The following is a 19,142-nucleotide window of genomic DNA, read 5'->3' as shown; positions in this document are numbered from 1 at the left end:
TCCGAGCTGACCTGCAGCGGACGGTACGCCCGCTGTTCGCCAAGGTCAATAGGCCACTTAAGCCTTTGAAGGGGTTGAACTTACGTACTTTTCGCGGCGGATCTGCGGGTTGCCCAGGCCGGCGGCCTTGAGCAGCTCGGCACAGGCATCGACCATGTCCGGGTTGCCGCACAGGTAGGCGATGTCGGTGGCCGGGTCCGGTGTGAAGCCAGCCAGCGCCTGCTGCACGTAGCCGTGCTGCACGTCCGGGTGCGGATCGGCCGGCAGTTCGCGCGACAGGCACGGAACATAACGGAAGTTCGGGTGCTTTTCGGCGAAGCTGTAGAAGTCTTCGCTGTACAGCAGCTCGCCCGGGCTGCGCGCGCCCTGCAGCAGCACGATCTGCACGTCGCGCTCGGCCATGGCCGTTTCCAGCAGCGGCAGCATCGAGCGGTAGGGCGTGACGCCGGTACCGGTGGCGATCAGCAGGTAGCGGGCGTTGTGGTCACCGGGATTCAGGCAGAAGCGGCCATAGGGGCCGGACGCATTGACCTGGCCGCCGTGCTCCAGCGCCTCGAACAGGGCCGTGGCGGCACCGCCGGGCACGAAACTGACCGCGATATCCACCGCCTCGCCCGGGCCCAGCGCGTGGTCGTGGATGGTCGCCAGTGAGTAGCTGCGCTTGGTTTCGGTGCCGTCGGCGTAGCTGAAATGGACCTGGATGAACTGGCCCGGCTGGAAATCCAGCGGCTGTCCGTCGTCACGCACGAACTGGTAGTGGCCGACGGTCGGGGCCAGCATGCGGCGGCCGACCAGCTTGAGGGGGAATTGAACAGGCACGACTTTTCGGGACAGTGTGTAGCCGGGGCAAGCCCTCGGGGTCTTCTATAATAGCCCCTCCCCGCCCCCTCTCCAGCGCCAGCCCATGGGCGCGAAGGCTTCGAGCTTGGCATCCCAGAACGATATGGCGCCCGCCCTGCGCGTGCGCGACCTGCGCAAGACCTACGACAACGGCACCCAGGCCCTGAAAGGGGTTTCCCTGGAAGTGGCCCCGGGCGACTTCTTCGCCCTGCTCGGCCCCAACGGCGCCGGCAAGTCGACCCTGATCGGCATCATCAGTTCCCTTGTCAACCTCAGCGAGGGCCAGGTGGAGGTGTTCGGCAGCGACCTGGTGCGCAACCGCAGCGCCACCATGCGCCTGATCGGTCTGGTGCCACAGGAGATCAACTTCAACCTGTTCGAGAAGCCCTTCGACATCCTGGTGAACTACGCCGGCTTCTACGGCGTGCCGCGCGAGGAAGCGGAGCAGCGTGCCGAAGAGGAACTGAAGCGGGCGCACCTGTGGGAGAAGGCCCAGGTGATGAGCCGCACGCTGTCCGGCGGCATGAAGCGCCGGCTGATGATCGCGCGCGCGATGATGACCCGCCCGCGCCTGCTGATCCTGGACGAGCCGACCGCCGGCGTGGACATCGAGATCCGCCGCGACATGTGGCGCGTGCTCAAGGAGATCAACGCGGCCGGCACCACGATCATCCTCACCACGCATTACCTGGAAGAAGCCGAGTACCTGTGCCGCCACCTGGCGATCATCAACCACGGCCAGATCGTCGAGCAGGGCCCGATGCGCGCCCTGCTGGCCAAGCTGGACGTGGAAGGCTTCCTGCTGGACATCGACGGTGAGCTGCCCGCGCAGCTTCCGGTGATCGAGGGCGCGACCCTGACCGCACCGGACCCGCATACGCTGGACATCGACATGCCGCGCGCGATGGACCTCAACCGCGTGTTCGCCACGCTCAACGAGGCCGGCATCCGCGTGCGTTCGATGCGTACCAAGAGCAACCGCCTGGAGGAGCTGTTCGTGCGCCTCACCGGCAACCTGGAGACCTCCGCATGAGCACCACCGAGCTGACCGACGGCCAGCGCAACCGCGTCGCGCTGATGACCATCGTGCGCCGCGAAGTCGCCCGCATCATGCGCATCTGGGGCCAGACCCTGGTGCCGCCGGCGATCACCATGACCCTGTACTTCCTGATCTTCGGCAACCTGATCGGGTCGCGCGTGGGTGACATGGGTGGCTACACCTACATGCAGTTCATCGTGCCGGGCCTGGTGATGATGAGCGTGATCCAGAACAGCTACGGCAACATCAGCTCCTCGTTCTTCGGCGCCAAGTTCGGCCGCCACGTGGAGGAACTGCTGGTCAGCCCGATGCCGAACTGGGTGATCCTGTGGGGTTACGTGGCCGGTGCCGTGCTGCGTGGCCTGATGGTGGGCGTGATCGTGCTGATCATCGCGATGTTCTTCACCCCGGTGCGCATCCCGCACCCGATCGTGATGCTGACCACGGTGATCCTGGGCGCGACGATCTTCTCGCTGGCCGGCTTCATCAACGCGGTGTACGCGAAGAAGTTCGATGACGTGGCGATCGTGCCGACCTTCATCCTGACCCCGCTGACCTATCTGGGCGGCGTGTTCTATTCGGTGAAGCTGCTGCCGGGCTGGGCCGAGGCGGCCACGCACGCGAATCCGATCTTCTACATGGTCAATGCGTTCCGCTATGGCCTGCTGGGCAGCAGCGACGTGCCGCTGCCGATGGCCTACGGGCTGATGATCGGTTTCGTGGTGGTGCTGACGGCGCTGGCGCTGTGGCTGCTGCGCCGTGGCGTGGGCATGCGTAGTTGAGTTTGGCGTGCAGGGCCTGCGGCCCTGCACCTGCTGAATCAACTTCAACGGCAACGACAAAAGCAACAGCATGCATTCCGCGGGATGGCAGGGTGGGTGTCGACCTTGGTCGACACGGTAGGTCCACGCCATGCGTGGACAAGGTACTGCCCGTAGAGCCGAGCCCATGCTCGGCTCTTTTTTGCCAGCAATCTCCGGCACAATCGCAGGCCTGATTCCCCCAGAAACGGTGAACGTGCAATGCGCATCCTGATTCTCGGCGCCGGTGGTACCGGCGGTTACTTCGGTGGTCGGCTGGCCCAGGCTGGCGTGGACGTGACCTTCCTGGTGCGCCCTGCACGCGCCGCCCAGCTGGAGCGCGACGGCCTGGTCATCCGCAGCCCGCTGGGCGATGCCAGCTTCCCGGTGCAGCGTGTCACTGCCGACGCCCTGCCCGCACTGGCTGCGGAGAAGCCTTTCGACCTGGTCATCCTCAGCTGCAAGGCCTACGACCTGGACAGCTCGATCGACGCGATCGCCCCGGCCGTGGGGCCGAGCACCACCGTGCTGCCGATCCTCAACGGCCTGCATCACTACAACGTGCTGGACGCGCGCTTCGGCCGCGACGCCGTGCTCGGCGGCCTGTGCTTCATCAGCGCAACCAAGGCGGCCGACGGCGCGGTGCTGCATCTGGGCAAGCCCGCCAAGCTCACCTTTGGCGAACGTGATGGCGACACGATCTCCGCGCGCGTGCAGGCCTTCGCCGCCGCCTGTGCGCAGGCCAGCCTCGAGCACCTGGCCAGCGAACACATCGGCCAGGAGCAGTGGATCAAGTACACCTTCCTGACCGCGTTGGCCGCGGCCACCTGCCTGCTGCGCGCGGATATCGGCAGCATCGTCGCCACCGATGATGGGCAGGCCATCGTGCGAGGCCTGTACGACGAATGCCTGGCCGTGGCCGAAGCGGCCGGTGAGCCGGTTCCCGATGCTGCGCAGGAGACCGCACGCGGCACGCTGACCCAGGCGGGTTCAGCGCTGAAGGCGTCGATGCTGCGCGATCTGGAAGCCGGCCAGCAGGTGGAGGCCGAACAGATCGTCGGCGACATGCTGGCGCGCGCCCGCAAGGCCGACCAGGAAGCCCTGCTGCTGCAGGTCGCCTACAGCAGCCTGCAGGCCTACCAGGCGCTGCGCAGCGCGTGAGCCTCGCCTCGCCCGCAGCTGCCTTGCCCACCAGGGTGCTGATCCTCGGCCTGGGCTGGAGCGGACGCGTGCTGGCCGCGCAGCTGCAGGCGCGGGGCGTGCATGTGGCCGGCACGGTGCGTGATCCCGCCTCGGCACCGCACGACGACGTGCGGCGCCATCAACTGCGCGCCGACGCGACACTGTCACCGGCTCTGCTCGACGAAGTAGCGCAGGCCGACGCCGTGTTGTGCAGCGTGCCACCCGACGCTGAAGGCGATCCTGCACTGCGCCTGTTGCTGCCGGCACTGCAGGCCAGCCCCGCGCTGCGCTGGGTCGGCTATCTATCGTCGACCTCGGTGTACGCAGACCGGGCGGGCGGCTGGATCGACGATACAAGCGTGGCGGATGCCACGGGGATCGCGGGCGTGCAGCGCCGGCTCGCCGAAGCGCAATGGCGTGCACTTGCGGAGGAACGCGGCATCGCGTCGGCAGTGATGCGCCTGCCCGGCCTGTATGGGCCTGGACGCAATGCGCTGCTGCAGCTGGCACAGGGGCGCGCACGCCATGTGGTGCGGCCAGGCCTGGTGTTCAACCGGCTGCACGTGCAGGACCTGGCGGCGGTGATCATCGCTGCGATGCGGCGGCCCACACTCCATGCCGTGTATCTGCCGTCCGATGACGAGGCGGCACCGCCGCAGGACGTGCTGGCCTTCGCCGCGCAGCTGGGTGGTTTTGCGATGCCGCCTGCCGTGGCGTGGGACGACCCGTTGCTGGGTCCGACCTTGCGGCGCTTCTACGAAAGCAACAAGCGCATCGACAGCCATGGCACGCGTGAAGCGCTGGGCTGGGAGCCGCAGTTTCCGACGTATCGGGAAGGGCTGCGCGCCTTGGCAGATACGGATCTTCGCGGTTGAACCGGTAGTGCCGGCCGCTGGCCGGCACTACCGTCTGATTGCCGGCCAGCCGCCGGCACTACCGGATCAACCGGCGTCGGGCAGGCGGAAGAACGCACGCGTCGCCGCGGTCGCATTGGCTGCAGTCTGCGCCACGTCCTCGCCACGGTCGCGTGCCAGTTCCTCCACGATGTGCGAGAGGAACATCGGTTCATTGCGGCGGTCCTTCGGCAGCGGCTTCAGCGTGCGCGGCAGCAGGTACGGCGCATCGGTTTCGATCATCAGGCGGTTGGCCGGGATGTTCTTCACCAGCTCGCGCAGGTGCGCGCCCCGGCGCTCATCGCACAACCAGCCGGTGATGCCGATGTACCAGTCCTGGTCCAGGTAATCGAACAGTTCATCGCGTTCGCCGGTGAAGCAATGCACCACCGCGGGGCCGATGCGCCCTTCGAAGTTCTTCATCTGCGCCATGAAATCGGCGTGCGCGTCGCGCTGGTGCAGGAACAGCGGCTTTCCATTGTCTGCGGCCAGCTGCAGCTGGCGTTCGAACGCGCGGTGCTGGGCCGGGCGCGGCGAGAAATCACGGAAGTAGTCCAGCCCGCACTCGCCCACCGCCACTACCTCCGGGTGGGCATGCAGCGCGCGCATCTCGGCATCGCATTCCTCGGTGTACTCCACCGCGTGATGCGGGTGCACGCCGGCGGTGGCGTACAGGAAGTCCGGATGCTGCTGCGCCAGCTGCAGGGCCAGCGGCGAGTGCTCGCGGCTGGCGCCGGTGATCACCATCTGCACCACGCCGGCCTGCCGCGCGCGGTCCAGCACGGCGTCACGGTCGCGGTCGAAGGAGTCGTGGGTCAGGTTGGCGCCGATATCGATCAGGTGCATGGTCATCGCGGGGGAAAAGTGCCCGCGCATTGTACCTGCGCCCGCCGTGGCCCCTTATCCTTTGCACATGAACGCCCCGCTCTTCCCGATCTCCCCACTGCTGCCACAGATCCAGCAGCACCTGGCCGCACAGCCGCGGCTGGTGCTGGAAGCCCCGCCGGGCGCCGGCAAGACCACCCAGGTGCCGCTGGCGCTGCTGGATGCGCCATGGCTGCAGGGACGGAAGATCATCCTGCTGGAACCGAGGCGGGTGGCCGCACGCAGCGCGGCGCTGTTCATGGCGCGGCAGCTGGGCGAAGAGGTCGGCGGCACGGTCGGCTACCGCATCCGTTTCGAGAACAAGGTCTCGGCGCGCACCCGCATCGAGGTCGTCACCGAAGGCATCCTGACCCGTATGCTGCAGGACGACCCGATGCTGGAAGACGTCGGTGCGATCCTGTTCGATGAATTCCATGAACGCCACCTCAGTGGTGACCTTGGCCTGGCGCTGGCGCTGGACGTGCAGGCGCAACTGCGCGACGACCTGCGCCTGGTGGTGATGTCGGCGACGCTGGATGGCGAGCGCCTGGCGCGCTTCCTCGATGCACCGCGCTTGAGCAGCGAGGGCCGCAGCTACCCGGTGGCGATCAGCCATTTCCCGGCGCGTCGCGACGAAGCACTGGAACTACAGGTGCGCCGCGCGGTGCAGCAGGCGCTGGCCGAGCATCCCGGCGACCTGCTGGTGTTCCTGCCGGGCCAGCGCGAGATCGCGCGCGTGCAGGCCGGCCTGCAGGAATCGCTGGAGGGCAGCGTCGAGGTACTGGCGCTGCACGGCGAGCTGCCGGTGGAGCAGCAGGCACGCGTACTGCAGGCCGCCAGTGATGGCCGCCGCCGCGTGGTGCTGGCCACCAACGTGGCCGAATCCTCGGTGACCCTGCCCGGTGTGCGCGTGGTGATCGACAGCGGCCAGGCACGCGAACCGCGCTACGACCCCAACAGCGGCTTCACCCGGTTGGATGTGGTCGCCATTGCGCAGGCCTCGGCCGACCAGCGCGCCGGCCGTGCCGGGCGCGTGGCCGAGGGCGTGGCCTGGCGGCTGTGGCCGCAGTCGCAGCGGCTGGAACCACAGCGCCGCGCCGAGATCGACCAGGTGGAACTGGCCGGGCTGGCACTGGAACTGGCGGCCTGGGGCAGCAGCGACCTGCGCTTCCTCGACCCGCCGCCGGCTGGCCCGATGGGCGCGGCACGCGAACTGCTGCAACGACTGGGCGCGCTGTCCGAGTCCGGCGCGATCACCGCGCTCGGTCGCCGTGTGCTGGCGCTGGGCACGCATCCGCGCATGGCGGCGATGCTGCTGGCCGCGCCGGATGCACGTGCGCAGGCGCTGGCCGCCGATCTGGCCGCACTGCTGGAGGCACGCGATCCGCTGCGCCAGGGCGGTGACGCGCTGGCGGCGCGCTGGCGGGCGCTGGCGGCGTTCCGCAATGGCCGTGCGCCGGGCGATGCCAACCGCAGCGGGCTGGCCGCCATCGATGCGGCCGCCAAGCAGTGGCGCCGACGCCTGCGTTGCGAGGCCACCCCGCCCAACAGCGTCGAGGCGCACGAGCTGGGTGACCTGCTTGCACATGCCTTCCCCGACCGCATTGGCGTCCAGCATCCCAACGATCCGCTGCGCTACCTGCTGGCCAATGGCCGCAGTGCACGCCTGCACGAACTGAGCGACCTGCGCGGCGAACCCTGGCTGGTGGCCAGCGAACTGCGCTTTGAAGCGCGCGATGCACTGCTGCTGCGCGCCGCGCCGGTGGATGAAGGCCAGCTGCGCACGGCGTGGCCGGAACGCTTCGTGACCGAAGATGTAGTGCGCTGGGACAGCGAGCGTCGCGCCCTGGTAGCGCTGCGCGAGACCCGTTTCGACCGCATCGTGCTGGACAGCCGCTCGGCCGGCCGTGTCGATCCGCAGCACGCCGCGCAGGCGCTGACCGACGCGGTGGCCGAGCTCGGCCTGCAGGCGTTGCCGTGGACCGAGGGCCTGCGCCAGTGGCAGGCACGGGTGGAATCGCTGCGGCGCTGGATGCCGGAACTGGAACTGCCCGATTGCAGCGACGCCGCCCTGCTGGCCAACCGCGCGCAATGGCTGCAACCCGCGTTCGCCGGCAAGACGCGACTGGATGCACTGGATGAATCCAGCTTCGGCGAGGCGCTGAAGTCGCCCCTGGAGTGGTCGCAGCGGCAACTGATTGAACGTCATGCGCCGACCCGCATCACCGTGCCGTCCGGACTGGAGCGGCCGATCACCTATGCATTGGACAGCGAGAACGGCGAACCACTGCCGCCGGTGCTGGCGGTGAAGCTGCAGGAACTGTTCGGCCTGGCCGATACCCCACGCATCGCCGATGGCCGCGTGCCGTTGACCCTGCACCTGCTCTCGCCCGGCGGCCGCCCGCTGCAGGTCACCCAGGACCTGCGAAACTTCTGGGAAAGCACCTACGCCGAAGTGAAGAAGGAAATGAAGGGCCGTTACCCGCGTCATCCGTGGCCGGATGATCCGTGGACGGCCACCGCGACGCACCGGGCCAAGCCGCGCGGGACCTGACCGGTCGTGCCGGCTGCAGACCCTTCCTGATCCTGAATGGCTGCGCTGGAGTCACGCCACGCACCGCCCCGCCTGACATACCGTTTACGGGCAACACGCGACACTGGACTTCGACCCGAGGCAAAGGACCCCCGCATGAGCAAGCTGACTGTAATCACCGACCGCGCCCTGGAGCGCGCCCTGGAGCTGGCCCACACCGCCGGCGATGGCCTGAAGAGCGCCGGTGGCAGCCTGCGCAATGCGGACTGGATCAAGACCGGTGCCGCCATCGGCGCAGTGAAGACCGGCGGCAAGGCCGCCACCAAGTTCGTGCGCCGCAACCCGGCAGTGGCGGTGGCCGCAGCCGCGGTGGGTGTCGGCCTGCTGGGCTATGCGCTGTACCGCAAGCAGCAGAAGAAGAAGGCCGCCAATGGCCACGTGGTGAATGGGCAGGCGCAGCGCATCAGCGCACGTGACCGCCGCAATGCCACCGTGGTTGACGAGCATAGCGATATCGGCAGCGACGCCTGAGGCATTGCGGGTTGCCAGGGCCGGACCGCTTCCACGGGAGGCGCTCCGGCCCTTTCCGTTTCTGCGGGTGTGTTCAGCCGATCTGCCGCCACTGCCCCGGTTGCAGGTCGTCCAGCCGGTACGGCCCCATCGCCACCCGCACCAGCCGCAGTGTCGGCAGGTTCACCGCCGCGGTCATCCGCCGCACCTGGCGATTGCGGCCCTCGCGGATCGTGATCGCCAGCCACGCATCGGGCACGGTCTTGCGGAAGCGCACGGGCGGATCACGTGTCCACAGCGAGGGCGCTGGATCGAGGCGTTCGATCTTTGCCGGCAGGGTCGGCCCGTCATTGAGCAGCACGCCGTCGCGCAGCTGCTGCAGCTGTTCGTCGCTGGGCGTTCCCTCCACCTGCACCCAGTAGGTCTTGTCGGCCTTGTGCTTCGGGTCGGTGAGCTTGTGCGCCAGCGTGCCGTTGTCGGTCAGCAGCAGCAGGCCCTCGCTGTCGTGGTCCAGGCGACCGGCGGCGTACACCCGCGGCGGCAGGCCGAATCCCGCCAGGGTCGGCCGCGGCGGCACGCTGCGATCGGTGAACTGGCAGAGCACGTTGAAGGGCTTGTTGAAGGCAATCAGCATCGCGGGTGCGGCAGGCGGCGGGTACGGCATTGTCCCATTCCCGCGCCGCCGCCGCGATCACCGCCGGCTCAGCCGAACACCTTCCATTCCAGCAGGAACGACCCCAGCACCAGCGCGATGCCGCAGGCGGCGATGATGTTGGCACGGCGCCGCAGGCGTGCGGAGGGCGGGCCGGCGCTGCGTGCACGTTCTTCCAGCAGGATGCCGGCGAACAGCACTCCGAAACCAGCGGCCCCGACCAGGTCATGGGCGTGGCCGCCGTAGAACACGAAATCGATCAGCCGCGTCAGCACCAGTACCGCGACAGCGATGTAAAGGATCTTCTTCAACAGTCCATGTCCTTGAATACGATTGAACCCCGGCGCGCGCGGCGAGCCGGGCATGGGCCCGGCTCCATGGTGGGCACTCCGCGCTGGCAATGCGGCGTGCCGCCTTACGGCTTGATGAAGCGCAGGGTCATGCGGTCGCTTTCGCCGATTGCCTGGTACTTCGCGTCGTCGGCCTTGTCGTGCTGGTTGGTCGGCGGCAGCGTCCACACGCCGTTCGGGTGGTCCTTGGTATCACGCGGGTTGGCGTTGACCTCGCTGCGTGCCTCCAGCTTGAAGCCGGCCGCCTCGGCCATCGCAATCACCTGCTGCTGGCCGACGTAGCCGGTGTCATCGTCGTCGGCCACATCGGCCTTGGCGCGATGTTCGACCACGCCCAGCACGCCACCCGGCTTGAGCACGTTGAAGAAGCCCTGGAACATGCCCTGCGCCTGGCCGGCCTTGCGCCAGTTGTGCACGTTGCGGAAGGTCAGCACCACGTCGGCTGAACCGGCCGGGCCGAACACCGGCTTGGCCGGATCGTAGGCGACCACGGCGGTCTTGCCGAACTGTGCCGGTGCAGCGGCGTACTTCTTCTCAAGGCTGTCGCGGCTGCGCTGCTGGTAATCACGGCCACGGCCTTCGGGTACCGCCATCGGATCGACCACGGCGGCGACGTAGTGGCCCTTGCCATGCAGCAGCGGCGCCAGGATTTCCGAGTACCAGCCATTGCCGGGGGTGATCTCGATGACGGTCTTGTCAGGCGCGACCTTGAAAAACGACAGCGTCTGCGCCGGATGACGATAGGTGTCGCGCTTGACGTTGTTGGCATCGCGGGTGGACGCCTTCACCGCCGCATCGATGGCAGGAGAAACCTGGATCTTCGCCGGCGCCACCGTGGCCGGTGCGGCGAATGCGGGAACAGCGGCGAGCAGGGCCGAGGCAAGCAGCAGGCGGCAACCACGCAGGGACGAAGCAGGCATCATCGGGGCGACTCCAGCGGAAGATGCGGCGAGACTAGCAGTCGCGGCGTCCCAGGTGTTCACAAAACGTTAGCCGGAGTCGTGCGGCGGAACACTGTTTTGTGGTCGCCGCCGCAGCGCGGTCACACAACGCGTTCTATTCTGGAGCACTTCCCCCAAGGAGTCCGTGCCCATGACGGCAACCCGCGAACTGGGCCGTTCCGGCCTGCATGTACGTCCGCTCGCCTTCGGTGGCAACGTGTTTGGCTGGAGCGCCGATGAGAAGGCCAGCTTCGCCCTGCTCGATGCCTTCGTCGACGCCGGCTTCAACCTGGTCGACACCGCCGACGTATACTCGGCGTGGGTGCCCGGCAATGCCGGCGGCGAATCGGAAACGCTGATCGGCAAATGGTTTGCCCGCAGCGGCAAGCGCGACAAGGTGGTGCTGGCGACCAAGGTGGCCAAGTGGGCCGAGCGCCCCGGCCTGACCCCGGACAACATCAATGCCGCCGTCGAGGATTCGCTGCGCCGCCTGCAGACCGACGTGATCGACCTGTACCAGGCCCACGAGGATGACGAGTCGACGCCGCTGGAAGCCACGCTTGCCGCGTTCGGCCGCCTGATCGAAGCCGGCAAGGTGCGCGCCATCGGTGCCTCCAACTACAGCGCTACGCGCCTGGCCGATGCGCTGAAGGTGTCCACCGACTACAAGCTGCCGCGCTACGAAACCCTGCAGCCGGAGTACAACCTGTACGACCGCGCCGGCTACGAGAAGGAGCTGGAACCGTTGGTGCAGCGCGAGCAGATCGGCGTGATCGGTTACTACGCGCTGGCCAGTGGCTTCCTCAGCGGCAAGTACCGCACCGCGGCCGATGCGGCCAAGAGCCCGGCGCGGGGCGAGAACGTGGTGAAGCGTTACCTCAACCCGCGCGGCCTGCGCATCCTGGAAGCGCTGGATGACGTGGCCAGCAAGCACAACGCCAGCGCCGCGCAGATCGCGCTGGCGTGGCAGATCGCGCGGCCGTCGATCACCGCACCGATCGTCAGCGCTACCAGCGTCGAGCAGCTGCACGATCTGCTGGCGGCGGCCAACGTGTCGCTGAGCGTGCAGGATGTCGCGCAGCTGGATGCCGCCAGCAAGGAAGCTTGAGACCCGGTAGTGCCGGCCGCTGGCCGGCATGACACGTGCGTCGAAGAAAATAATTGAACAAAATGGTTGCGCACGACTAAATCGTGGTTTATCGTGCGCACCTCGTTTCAACAACCACTGGAAACTTCCCTTGAACGCGCATTCCGTCGCCACCGCCAAACTGCTGCCATGCCTGCGCATGGACGTGCTGGCGCGCGCGTTCGGCAAGGACGTCCAGCTGACAACGGCCTGATACCCGCCCTGCGGAGATCGGCCACCCCGATCTCCGAGGCCTGACGACGCCCTCGGAACGCAAGTCCCGGGGGCGTTTTCGTTTGCGTCGGCACAAGGACCCGCGATGCCAGAACTGCACCGCGCGCGGCAACCCGCCGCTCACTGACCCAGGTTTTTCCGCACCGCCGAAGGATTTACTTCGCGCGAACGGCGACGCCTGGACATTATCTGCATCGCATCAAAACATTATCGCTCGTCGATAATGTCGGTGGCCTGCACCCCCGATTCTCCAACGGTCCCGTTTCAACCACGGGCTGGTGCGCGCGGCGTTGCCGTGGCGTATGCCGGAGGTCGCGGACATGCCATCGCCTGGACTGCCTGCTGGAGACAGGCGCCGGTTCGCCGGTACGCGGTTCGATTCCGCGCGGTTCCCAACTGGATAGCTCAGCTTGGTCAGAGCAACGGATCCTGATTCCGTCTGTCGTGGGTTCGATTCCCACTCCAACCACATGACCTGTCACGTCATGACTTGAAGCAACACCCGGGGCGCAAGCCCCAGCGGCCATCGTTGCCTTCCCTGCCACCGCCTTTGGGCGCGGCCAGGAAGGCAACGGACCACACGCCGGGCCCTGGCCCGTCGCCACCCAATGCTCCGCTCCGCACCGGCGCTGCCTGCCGGCAACGACGATGGCACGGGTGATGACGCGCCGCAGGCTCCGCGTGCGGACCGTCCCGCGATGGCCGCCCTCTTCCGCGGGCTGCACACGCTGTGCAGCCGGCCACGCCACGACCTGATCGGCCCGGGTCATGGCGTTTCATCACTTCGGGTCGAACCACCAGAGCCATACAAGGAGAGATTCCCATGTTCTGGACCATCAAGGTCGTGATCGGCGACGGCGAGCGCGGCCTGGTGTATCGCAACCGTCGTTTCCAGCAGATCCTGCTGCCGGGCGTGCACCGCCTGTCGCCGTTCGGCGGCCGCCCGCACGTGGACATCCACACCGCTTCGAAGGGCGCGGCCTACACCGGCAGCGACCAGGACAGCCTGATCGAGGCACTGGGCGCGACGCTGGACACGCACTTCGTGCTGGCCAATGTCGGCGCCACCGAGGTCGGCCTGTTGCTGCGCAATGGCCGCATCGATGAAGTGTTGCCGCCGGGCAGCCGCCGCCTGTATTGGCGGGGTTCTGTCGACACCCAGGTGCGGGTGATGGCGCTGGGTGACGAGCCGCGCATTGCGGTGGACGTGCAGCAGCGCCTGGGCCAACTGGGTGTGCTGCCGCGTGTGGCCGTGATCAGCACCGTGCCGAGCGAGTCGGTCGGCCTGCTGTTCATCGATGGCACGCTGCGGCAGACGCTGGACGCCGGCCTGCACGCGTTCTGGAACTTCAACGGCAACGTGTCGGTGGAGCGCGTGGAGCTGCGTGCACGTTCGCTGGACGTGTCCGGCCAGGAGCTGCTCAGCCGCGACAAGGTGACCCTGCGGGTGAACCTGGCCGCGACCGTGCAGGTGGTTGACCCGGTGCGTGCACACCGCACGCTCAGCAATGCCGACGAGTTCGTCTATCGGCAGCTGCAGTTCGGCCTGCGCCAGGCGATCGCCGCGCGCAGCCTGGACGAGCTGCTGGGCGACAAGGCGGCACTGGACGGCGAGATCGCCGCGCATGTGCAGGCGGCGATCGAGGGCCATGGCGTGCGGTTGCTTGGCGTGGGCATCAAGGACGTGATCCTGCCGGGCGAGATGAAGGAGATCCTCAACGGTGTGGTGCTGGCCGAGAAGCAGGCCCAGGCCAGCGTGATCCGCCGTCGCGAGGAGGCCAACGCCACGCGTTCGCAGCTCAACACCGCAAAGCTGATCGAGGACAACCCGGTGCTGATGCGCTTGAAGGAGCTGGAGGCGCTGGAGAAGGTCACCGAGAAGATCGACACGCTCACCGTGTTCGGCGGCCTGGACGGCGTGCTGAAGCAGCTGGTGACGATCAGGTAGGGGGTAGCGGTGGCGCAGGGACGCGCCACCGGCCCATCAAGGACATACACGAAGACATGGACACTCAACACAACTATCAATGGCTGCACGCCGAGGGCACCACGCCGATCAAGGGCTGGGTCAACGGGGTGCCGCTGGAAGCGCAGGCGCATGAGCAGCTGCGCAATATCGCCGCGATCCCGTTCGTCGGGCCGTGGGTGGCCGTGATGCCGGACGTGCACCTGGGCAAGGGCGCGACCGTGGGCTCGGTGATCCCGACCCGCGGTGCGATCATCCCGGCCGCGGTCGGCGTCGACATCGGCTGCGGCATGGCGGCGGTACGCACCACGCTGCGCGCCAATGACCTGCCCGATGACCTGCGGCAGCTGCGCAACAGCATCGAGCGCAGCATCCCGGTCGGCAACGGCCGGGGTGGCGAGCACCACCGCATGCCCGACAGCATCCACACCCGGCTGCTGCAGTCCGGGCTGGCCGCCGGCCTGGAGAAGATCAAGGACAGGCACCGCCGGATCCGCACCGACAAGCTTGACCGCCAGCTGGGTACGCTGGGCGGCGGCAACCACTTCATCGAACTGTGCCTGGACGAGACAGACGCGGTGTGGGTGATGCTGCACAGCGGCTCGCGTGGCACCGGCAACCTGATCGGCACCTACTTCATCGAGAAGGCGCGCGAGGAGCTGGCCCGGCGCGTGCTCGGCTTCCACCTGCCGGACAGGGACCTGGCCTTCTTCATGGAAGGCGAACCGCTGTTCGACGACTACGTCGAGGCGGTGTCGTGGGCGCAGGACTACGCCCGGCAGAACCGCGAGGCGATGATGTCGCGCGTGCTGGCCGAGATGCGTCACCGGCTGCCGAAGTTCCAGCTGGCGGCGATGGCGGTGAACTGCCACCACAACTACGTGCAGAAGGAGACGCACCACGGGCAGGAGCTGCTGGTGACGCGCAAGGGTGCAGTGAGTGCCCGCGAAGGCGAGCTGGGCATCATTCCCGGCAGCATGGGCACGCGCAGCTACATCGTGCGTGGCAAGGGCAACCCGGACAGCTTCCACAGCTGCAGCCACGGCGCCGGCCGGGTGATGAGCCGCGGCAGCGCACGCCAGCAGATCACGCTGGCACAGCACCGCGAAGCCACCGCTCACGTGGAATGCCGCAAGGACAGCGGGGTGCTGGACGAGTCACCGGCGGCGTACAAGTCAATCGATGACGTGATGGCGGCACAGCTGGATCTGGTGGACGTGGTGCACACCCTGCGCCAGGTGCTGTGCGTGAAGGGATGAGGGAACGGTGCCGGCCAAGGCCGGCACCCACCACACGTCAAGCCGACCACGCAGGCATCCGACTTGACTCAATCGTGCTCGATGCCGCACCACCCCGGCAGATAGCGCGCGTCAGCGTGCCGGGCATGCTCGGTGGCCGTGGCCACCGCCTGCTGGAAATCCCGGCGGATCGACTTACGGGTGATGCGCTGGCGGAAGTAGTCCGCCCACAGAAACTCAGCGAACGGCTGCACCGATTTGGCATAGCCGCCCCGGCGGCGGACCTCGCCGGCCAGCGAGCGATGCGGGTCATCAGCCAGGTCCAGCAGCGACTTCGGCATCGCCGAGGGTGGCTGGCGCACGCCCTCGGCATCAAACGGATGCGCCCAGCAGTAGCGTTCCATCACCGTCCAGAACAGCTTCCGCGGCAGGTGCGAGAGATCGGCCTGCACGGCGGTCAGCACGTGCTCGATGCCTTCCTCATGCAGGGCCAGCGCCAGATGATGATGGTCGATCAGGTACAGACGGTTCGACGGCCCCACCACCACCGGCACCATGTGCCGTCCGAGGTAGCGTTCCTCGTCCTGCTTCGGCAACGTCTTCCACTGCGCACGCTTGCGTTGCACTTCCAGCAGGCCCACGCTCATCTGCGTCGGCCGCAGTTCAAGGATGGCGACCGGCGAAAGCCGCGGTTCGGGAATGCGGGTCATGGCGTACCTCGGGTGCGGTAGTGGTCAACGGCCTGTTGCACGCTGTGGCTGGTTCCGTCCGGCCCCAGCAGGGCGGCGATGCCGAAGCGATCCAGCGCCTGCATCGCGCGCAACGAGCCCAGCCGCGCGATGACGAACACGATGCCCTTCTGCTGGCAGAGCCCGATCACCTCGCGCAGGGTCTGCGCGGCGCTGTAGTCGATCTCGACGATGGCACTGCCATCCAGCACGATCAGCCCGGGCGGTGGCGTCGCCTCGATGCTGGCCAGCAGCTGCCGCTTGAAACTGTCGGCGTTGGCGAACAGCAACGGCGCCTGGAACGCCAGCACGGTCACGCCGGGTTCGGTCTCGCCACGGCTGCCCGGCCACCAGACGGTGCTGCCCGGCAGGCGGGTCAGCGTCAGCATCGGGCTGTGCGCGATCATCCACACGCCATGCAGCAGGGCCAGCCCCACCCCGATCGCGATGCCCGACTGGATCGGCAGGCACACCACCGCCAGGAAGGTCAGCACCGCCAGCAGCGCTTCGCCACGCGCGCGGCGGGCGATGTCGATCAGCACGCGCAGGCGGAACAGGCGCACCGCCACGAACAGCAGCACACCGGCCAGTGCCGCATCGGGAATGGCACCGAGCACGCTGCCGCCGCAGAATGCCAGCAGCATCACCAATGCTGCGGCGATCAACGCGCCCAGCTGCGAGGTAGCGCCGGCCTCCACCGCCACTGCGGTACGCGGAGGACTGGCATTGACCGGGAACGCACCGAACGCGGCCGACAGCAGGTTGCCGGCGCCGACGCCGAGGAAGTCCTTGTTGACGTCGGGCTCTTCCTCGCCGGGAAACGCACGATCGACGGCGGCCACCTGCATGATGATGACCAGGGTCAGCAGCAGGGCCAGCGGCACCAGCGTGGTGAAGGTCGCCAGCGCGGGCAGCTGCCACGCGGGCGGATACGGTGACACCGCGCCGAGGGTCGCCACGCCGAGGCGTTCGGTACCCAGCGTAGCGACCAGCACGGTGGCGATGGCCACGGCGATCAGCGCGCCGGGAATCCGTGGATTGATCCGGTCGCACAGCGCCATGGCCAACAGCACGCCGAAGCCGATCACGGTCGGCAGCAGCTGGGCCCGTGGCAGCGCCAGCAGCAGTTCGTACAGCCGCTCCGGCAGCTCACTGGACTGCAGGCTGACACCCAGTGCCACCGGCAGCTGTGACGCGGCGATGTGCACTGCAATGCCACCGAGGAAGCCGGTCACCACCGGCACCGACAGCAGTGCGGCCACCACGCCGATGCGTAGCAGCGCCGCCAGCGCCAGGAACACACCCACCAGCAGCGCCAGCACCACGGCACTGCCGGCCAGGACGCCGGTGTGCTGCGCGGCCAGGCCGGCCAGGGTGAGCGCGAAGATCGGTGTGATCGTGGAATCGGCGCCGACGGTCAGCCGGCGGTTGCGGCCCAGCAGCACGAAGCCGAGCGTGCCGCCGACGAAAGCGTAGAAGCCGACCTGCGGCTCGAAGCCACCGAGCCGCGCCGTCGCCATCTGTTCGGGCAGGGTGATCGCGGCCAGGGTGATACCCGCGATCGCATCGCGCGTGGCCTGCGCCGGTCGCCAGCCACGCAGGCCCTGCAAAGGGGCCAGCAGCGATCTGAGGCGGTTTGCTTCGTCCATGCCGGGTTCGGGCGCGTGGGTACGTTGCCGCCACTATCGGCGTTGGGAAGTGGAAATGGCGTCAGCGGTCAGATCCGCTTCTGCTTATGGGATCCGACCCCGAGGGCGCAGTAGATTCACGCCATGCGTGGATGGAACGGCGCCGACCAAGGTCGGCATCTACAGAACAAGCCCGATCAGCGCGGCACGCTGTCTTCGCTCACCAGCGCATGATGCAGGCCGATTCCCGCGCGCACCCCTTCGGCGGTGGCCAGGGTGATGTTGCCGACCGTGGTCGCATCGCCTGCGGCATACACGTTCGGCACCGAGGTCTGCTTCATCGCATCGACCTCGATCAGCACGCCCAGCGGGCTCTCGGCCAACGTACAACCCAGCCGCTGCACCAGCGGCGTGGCCATCGCCTGGGTGGCCGGCACGAACAGCGCCCGCTGGGCGATGCGACGACCGTCGGCCAGTTCCACCTCCAGCCAGCTCGGCTGGTCGCCCTGCACACCCAGTACCGGCGAGGTCTCGACCTGCACGCCACGCTGCTGCATGGCGGCGCGTTCGTCCTCGGTGATCGGCAGGCCCTGGCTGAAGAAGGTGACATTGCCCCAGTCGGCGAACAGCGGCGCCTTGCTGGCCGACATCGGATGGCCACCGAGCAGGCCGATCGCACCGCCACCGACTTCATAGCCATGGCAATAAGGACAGTGCAGCACGGTGCTGCCCCAGCGCTCGGCCAGGCCGGGCAGGTCCGGCAGCTGGTCGGCGATGCCGCTGGCCAGCAGCAGCTTGCGCGCCGCCAGCACCTGGCCGTCGGAAGTCTCCACTTCAACCCCATCGCGGGTGCTGCGGGCATGCACCGCATCGGCATGCAGCCAGCGCACGCTGGGATAGTCCAGCAGCTGCTGGCGTGCGGTTTTCAGCAGCTCGGCGCCGCTGATGCCATCCAGCCCCAGTACCCCGTGCGAATGGCTGGCGAAGCGGTTGCGTGGCGAACCGGCGTCGATGACGGTGACCGGGCGACGGGCGCGGGCCAGGATCAGGCCGGCGGCGATGCCGGCATAGCTGCCGCCGACGATGAGCACATCAGGATTCATGCTGACCTTCCAGGGAACGGTGATGGGCGAGATGGCGGGCGAACTCGGCGCCGAGCTGGTCCAGCGTGGCTGCCTGCAGGCGCTGTTCGAGCAGGCGCTGCGCCTCGCGTGCGCCCTCCAGCAGGGCACTGTTGACCAGCTGCTGGATCGGGCAACCGCCGCCCGAGCCGCGGGTACCGACCTGTACCAGCGGCGGCGCGCCTACGGCCAGATAGATGTCGTGCAGGGTGATGGTGGCGGCGTCACGGGCCAGCTGGCTGCCGCCGCCGTGGCCGCGTGCGCTGTGCACCAGGCCGGCCTTGTGCAGCTGTGCCAGCAGGCGCCGGATCACCACCGGATGGGTCGGCAGGCATGACGCCAGCTGTTCGGAGGTGCGCGGTGCGCTCTGGCCGACCAGGTGCGCCATCACGTGCAGGGCATCGGAAAGCGGGTTCGCGGATTTCATGTAACAACAATAGTTACATTTAAATCCCCTGTCCAGAGTCTGCTTTCGTTCCATATGGACACATTTGTCC

18 protein-coding genes and 1 tRNA gene are annotated in these 19,142 nt (G+C 67.8%); 10 read left to right on the top strand and 9 right to left on the bottom strand.

From position 1 onward, the window contains the following. Positions 1-57: 57 nt before the first annotated feature. Positions 58-819 (bottom strand): ferredoxin--NADP reductase, encoded by a 762-nt coding sequence (locus SSKA14_RS02755; protein WP_008265023.1) that lies wholly within the window; start codon positions 817-819, stop codon positions 58-60. A gap of 85 nt (positions 820-904) precedes the next feature. Here SSKA14_RS02755 and SSKA14_RS02750 point away from each other — a divergent pair, with 85 nt between their 5' ends. The 4 genes from SSKA14_RS02750 to SSKA14_RS02735 all read left to right on the top strand — a co-directional run bounded on the left by SSKA14_RS02750 (position 905) and on the right by SSKA14_RS02735 (position 4,736). Next, positions 905-1,873 carry an ABC transporter ATP-binding protein gene (locus tag SSKA14_RS02750; protein WP_019336751.1) on the top strand — a complete coding sequence of 323 codons (969 nt, stop codon included), beginning with the start codon at positions 905-907 and terminating at the stop codon, positions 1,871-1,873. Further along, a complete protein-coding gene (locus SSKA14_RS02745; protein WP_008267475.1) occupies positions 1,870-2,661 on the top strand; it encodes an ABC transporter permease in 792 nt (263 codons plus the stop codon). The genes SSKA14_RS02750 and SSKA14_RS02745 overlap by 4 nt, the downstream gene beginning before the upstream one ends. A 240-nt stretch (positions 2,662-2,901) precedes the next feature. Beyond that, a complete protein-coding gene (gene panE, locus SSKA14_RS02740) occupies positions 2,902-3,840 on the top strand; it encodes a 2-dehydropantoate 2-reductase (RefSeq protein ID WP_008267389.1) in 939 nt (312 codons plus the stop codon). Further along, the gene (locus SSKA14_RS02735; RefSeq protein WP_040006874.1) at positions 3,837-4,736 is read left to right on the top strand and encodes an NAD-dependent epimerase/dehydratase family protein; all 900 of its coding nucleotides are present in this window, start codon (positions 3,837-3,839) and stop codon (positions 4,734-4,736) included. The genes panE and SSKA14_RS02735 overlap by 4 nt, the downstream gene beginning before the upstream one ends. A gap of 66 nt (positions 4,737-4,802) precedes the next feature. On the opposite strand, the gene SSKA14_RS02730 is transcribed toward SSKA14_RS02735, so the two are convergent. After that, positions 4,803-5,600 carry a TatD family hydrolase gene (locus SSKA14_RS02730; RefSeq protein WP_008265112.1) on the bottom strand — a complete coding sequence of 266 codons (798 nt, stop codon included), beginning with the start codon at positions 5,598-5,600 and terminating at the stop codon, positions 4,803-4,805. A gap of 67 nt (positions 5,601-5,667) precedes the next feature. Between SSKA14_RS02730 and hrpB the strand changes: the two genes are divergently transcribed. Further along, complete coding sequence (hrpB, locus tag SSKA14_RS02725; protein ID WP_008266803.1) at positions 5,668-8,172, top strand: ATP-dependent helicase HrpB; 2,505 nt, start codon at positions 5,668-5,670, stop codon at positions 8,170-8,172. 135 nt (positions 8,173-8,307) lie between these two features. Next, positions 8,308-8,682: a hypothetical protein gene (locus SSKA14_RS02720; protein ID WP_008266133.1), complete on the top strand. Its 375-nt coding sequence runs from the start codon at positions 8,308-8,310 to the stop codon at positions 8,680-8,682. A 73-nt stretch (positions 8,683-8,755) separates the two neighbouring features. Here the strand turns inward: SSKA14_RS02720 and SSKA14_RS02715 are convergent, their stop codons facing one another. The 3 genes from SSKA14_RS02715 to SSKA14_RS02705 form a co-directional block, all read right to left on the bottom strand. Beyond that, the gene (locus SSKA14_RS02715; protein ID WP_008264992.1) at positions 8,756-9,295 is read right to left on the bottom strand and encodes a pseudouridine synthase; all 540 of its coding nucleotides are present in this window, start codon (positions 9,293-9,295) and stop codon (positions 8,756-8,758) included. Between the two features lie 68 nt (positions 9,296-9,363). Then, positions 9,364-9,624: a hypothetical protein gene (locus SSKA14_RS02710; protein ID WP_040006872.1), complete on the bottom strand. Its 261-nt coding sequence runs from the start codon at positions 9,622-9,624 to the stop codon at positions 9,364-9,366. Positions 9,625-9,728: 104 nt separating this feature from the next. Continuing rightward, complete coding sequence (locus SSKA14_RS02705) at positions 9,729-10,586, bottom strand: class I SAM-dependent methyltransferase (protein WP_008265824.1); 858 nt, start codon at positions 10,584-10,586, stop codon at positions 9,729-9,731. A gap of 169 nt (positions 10,587-10,755) precedes the next feature. Here SSKA14_RS02705 and SSKA14_RS02700 point away from each other — a divergent pair, with 169 nt between their 5' ends. The 4 genes from SSKA14_RS02700 (at position 10,756) to SSKA14_RS02685 (ending at position 15,189) form a co-directional block, all read left to right on the top strand. Then, positions 10,756-11,712 carry an aldo/keto reductase gene (locus SSKA14_RS02700; RefSeq protein WP_008266961.1) on the top strand — a complete coding sequence of 319 codons (957 nt, stop codon included), beginning with the start codon at positions 10,756-10,758 and terminating at the stop codon, positions 11,710-11,712. Between the two features lie 649 nt (positions 11,713-12,361). Next, a tRNA-Gln gene (locus SSKA14_RS02695) sits at positions 12,362-12,433 on the top strand. 354 nt (positions 12,434-12,787) lie between these two features. Then, positions 12,788-13,912: a slipin family protein gene (locus SSKA14_RS02690; protein ID WP_008265993.1), complete on the top strand. Its 1,125-nt coding sequence runs from the start codon at positions 12,788-12,790 to the stop codon at positions 13,910-13,912. A gap of 56 nt (positions 13,913-13,968) precedes the next feature. Continuing rightward, positions 13,969-15,189, top strand: a complete 1,221-nt coding sequence (locus SSKA14_RS02685; RefSeq protein ID WP_008268246.1) for an RtcB family protein — start codon at positions 13,969-13,971, stop codon at positions 15,187-15,189. A 68-nt stretch (positions 15,190-15,257) separates the two neighbouring features. On the opposite strand, the gene SSKA14_RS02680 is transcribed toward SSKA14_RS02685, so the two are convergent. The 4 genes from SSKA14_RS02680 to SSKA14_RS02665 form a co-directional block, all read right to left on the bottom strand. Then, the gene (locus SSKA14_RS02680; RefSeq protein WP_008267192.1) at positions 15,258-15,878 is read right to left on the bottom strand and encodes a ParB-like protein; all 621 of its coding nucleotides are present in this window, start codon (positions 15,876-15,878) and stop codon (positions 15,258-15,260) included. Further along, a complete protein-coding gene (locus SSKA14_RS02675; RefSeq protein WP_008265853.1) occupies positions 15,875-17,545 on the bottom strand; it encodes a SulP family inorganic anion transporter in 1,671 nt (556 codons plus the stop codon). Before SSKA14_RS02675 ends, SSKA14_RS02680 begins: the two co-directional genes overlap by 4 nt. 176 nt (positions 17,546-17,721) lie before the next feature. Continuing rightward, the gene (locus tag SSKA14_RS02670) at positions 17,722-18,627 is read right to left on the bottom strand and encodes an NAD(P)/FAD-dependent oxidoreductase (RefSeq protein WP_008266118.1); all 906 of its coding nucleotides are present in this window, start codon (positions 18,625-18,627) and stop codon (positions 17,722-17,724) included. Then, the gene (locus tag SSKA14_RS02665; protein ID WP_008267727.1) at positions 18,617-19,072 is read right to left on the bottom strand and encodes an Rrf2 family transcriptional regulator; all 456 of its coding nucleotides are present in this window, start codon (positions 19,070-19,072) and stop codon (positions 18,617-18,619) included. Before SSKA14_RS02665 ends, SSKA14_RS02670 begins: the two co-directional genes overlap by 11 nt. Positions 19,073-19,142 lie beyond the last annotated feature (70 nt).

Source organism: Stenotrophomonas sp. SKA14, assembly GCF_000158575.1.
In the GTDB taxonomy this organism is placed as follows: Bacteria; Pseudomonadota; Gammaproteobacteria; order Xanthomonadales; family Xanthomonadaceae; genus Stenotrophomonas; species Stenotrophomonas forensis.
Note: the sequence above shows the minus strand (reverse complement) of the source record. Positions and strands in the feature narration are given on the sequence as shown.

Coding starts and splice junctions, on each gene's coding strand:
- SSKA14_RS02700 (WP_008266961.1), top strand. CDS start 10,756: ATGACGGCAACCCGCGAACTGGGCCGTTCCGGCCTGCATGTACGTCCG.
- SSKA14_RS02745 (WP_008267475.1), top strand. CDS start 1,870: ATGAGCACCACCGAGCTGACCGACGGCCAGCGCAACCGCGTCGCGCTG.
- hrpB (WP_008266803.1), top strand. CDS start 5,668: ATGAACGCCCCGCTCTTCCCGATCTCCCCACTGCTGCCACAGATCCAG.
- SSKA14_RS02730 (WP_008265112.1), bottom strand. CDS start 5,600: ATGCACCTGATCGATATCGGCGCCAACCTGACCCACGACTCCTTCGAC.
- SSKA14_RS02715 (WP_008264992.1), bottom strand. CDS start 9,295: ATGCTGATTGCCTTCAACAAGCCCTTCAACGTGCTCTGCCAGTTCACC.
- SSKA14_RS02720 (WP_008266133.1), top strand. CDS start 8,308: ATGAGCAAGCTGACTGTAATCACCGACCGCGCCCTGGAGCGCGCCCTG.
- SSKA14_RS02750 (WP_019336751.1), top strand. CDS start 905: ATGGGCGCGAAGGCTTCGAGCTTGGCATCCCAGAACGATATGGCGCCC.
- SSKA14_RS02675 (WP_008265853.1), bottom strand. CDS start 17,545: ATGGACGAAGCAAACCGCCTCAGATCGCTGCTGGCCCCTTTGCAGGGC.
- SSKA14_RS02690 (WP_008265993.1), top strand. CDS start 12,788: ATGTTCTGGACCATCAAGGTCGTGATCGGCGACGGCGAGCGCGGCCTG.
- panE (WP_008267389.1), top strand. CDS start 2,902: ATGCGCATCCTGATTCTCGGCGCCGGTGGTACCGGCGGTTACTTCGGT.
- SSKA14_RS02670 (WP_008266118.1), bottom strand. CDS start 18,627: ATGAATCCTGATGTGCTCATCGTCGGCGGCAGCTATGCCGGCATCGCC.
- SSKA14_RS02665 (WP_008267727.1), bottom strand. CDS start 19,072: ATGAAATCCGCGAACCCGCTTTCCGATGCCCTGCACGTGATGGCGCAC.
- SSKA14_RS02680 (WP_008267192.1), bottom strand. CDS start 15,878: ATGACCCGCATTCCCGAACCGCGGCTTTCGCCGGTCGCCATCCTTGAA.
- SSKA14_RS02705 (WP_008265824.1), bottom strand. CDS start 10,586: ATGATGCCTGCTTCGTCCCTGCGTGGTTGCCGCCTGCTGCTTGCCTCG.
- SSKA14_RS02685 (WP_008268246.1), top strand. CDS start 13,969: ATGGACACTCAACACAACTATCAATGGCTGCACGCCGAGGGCACCACG.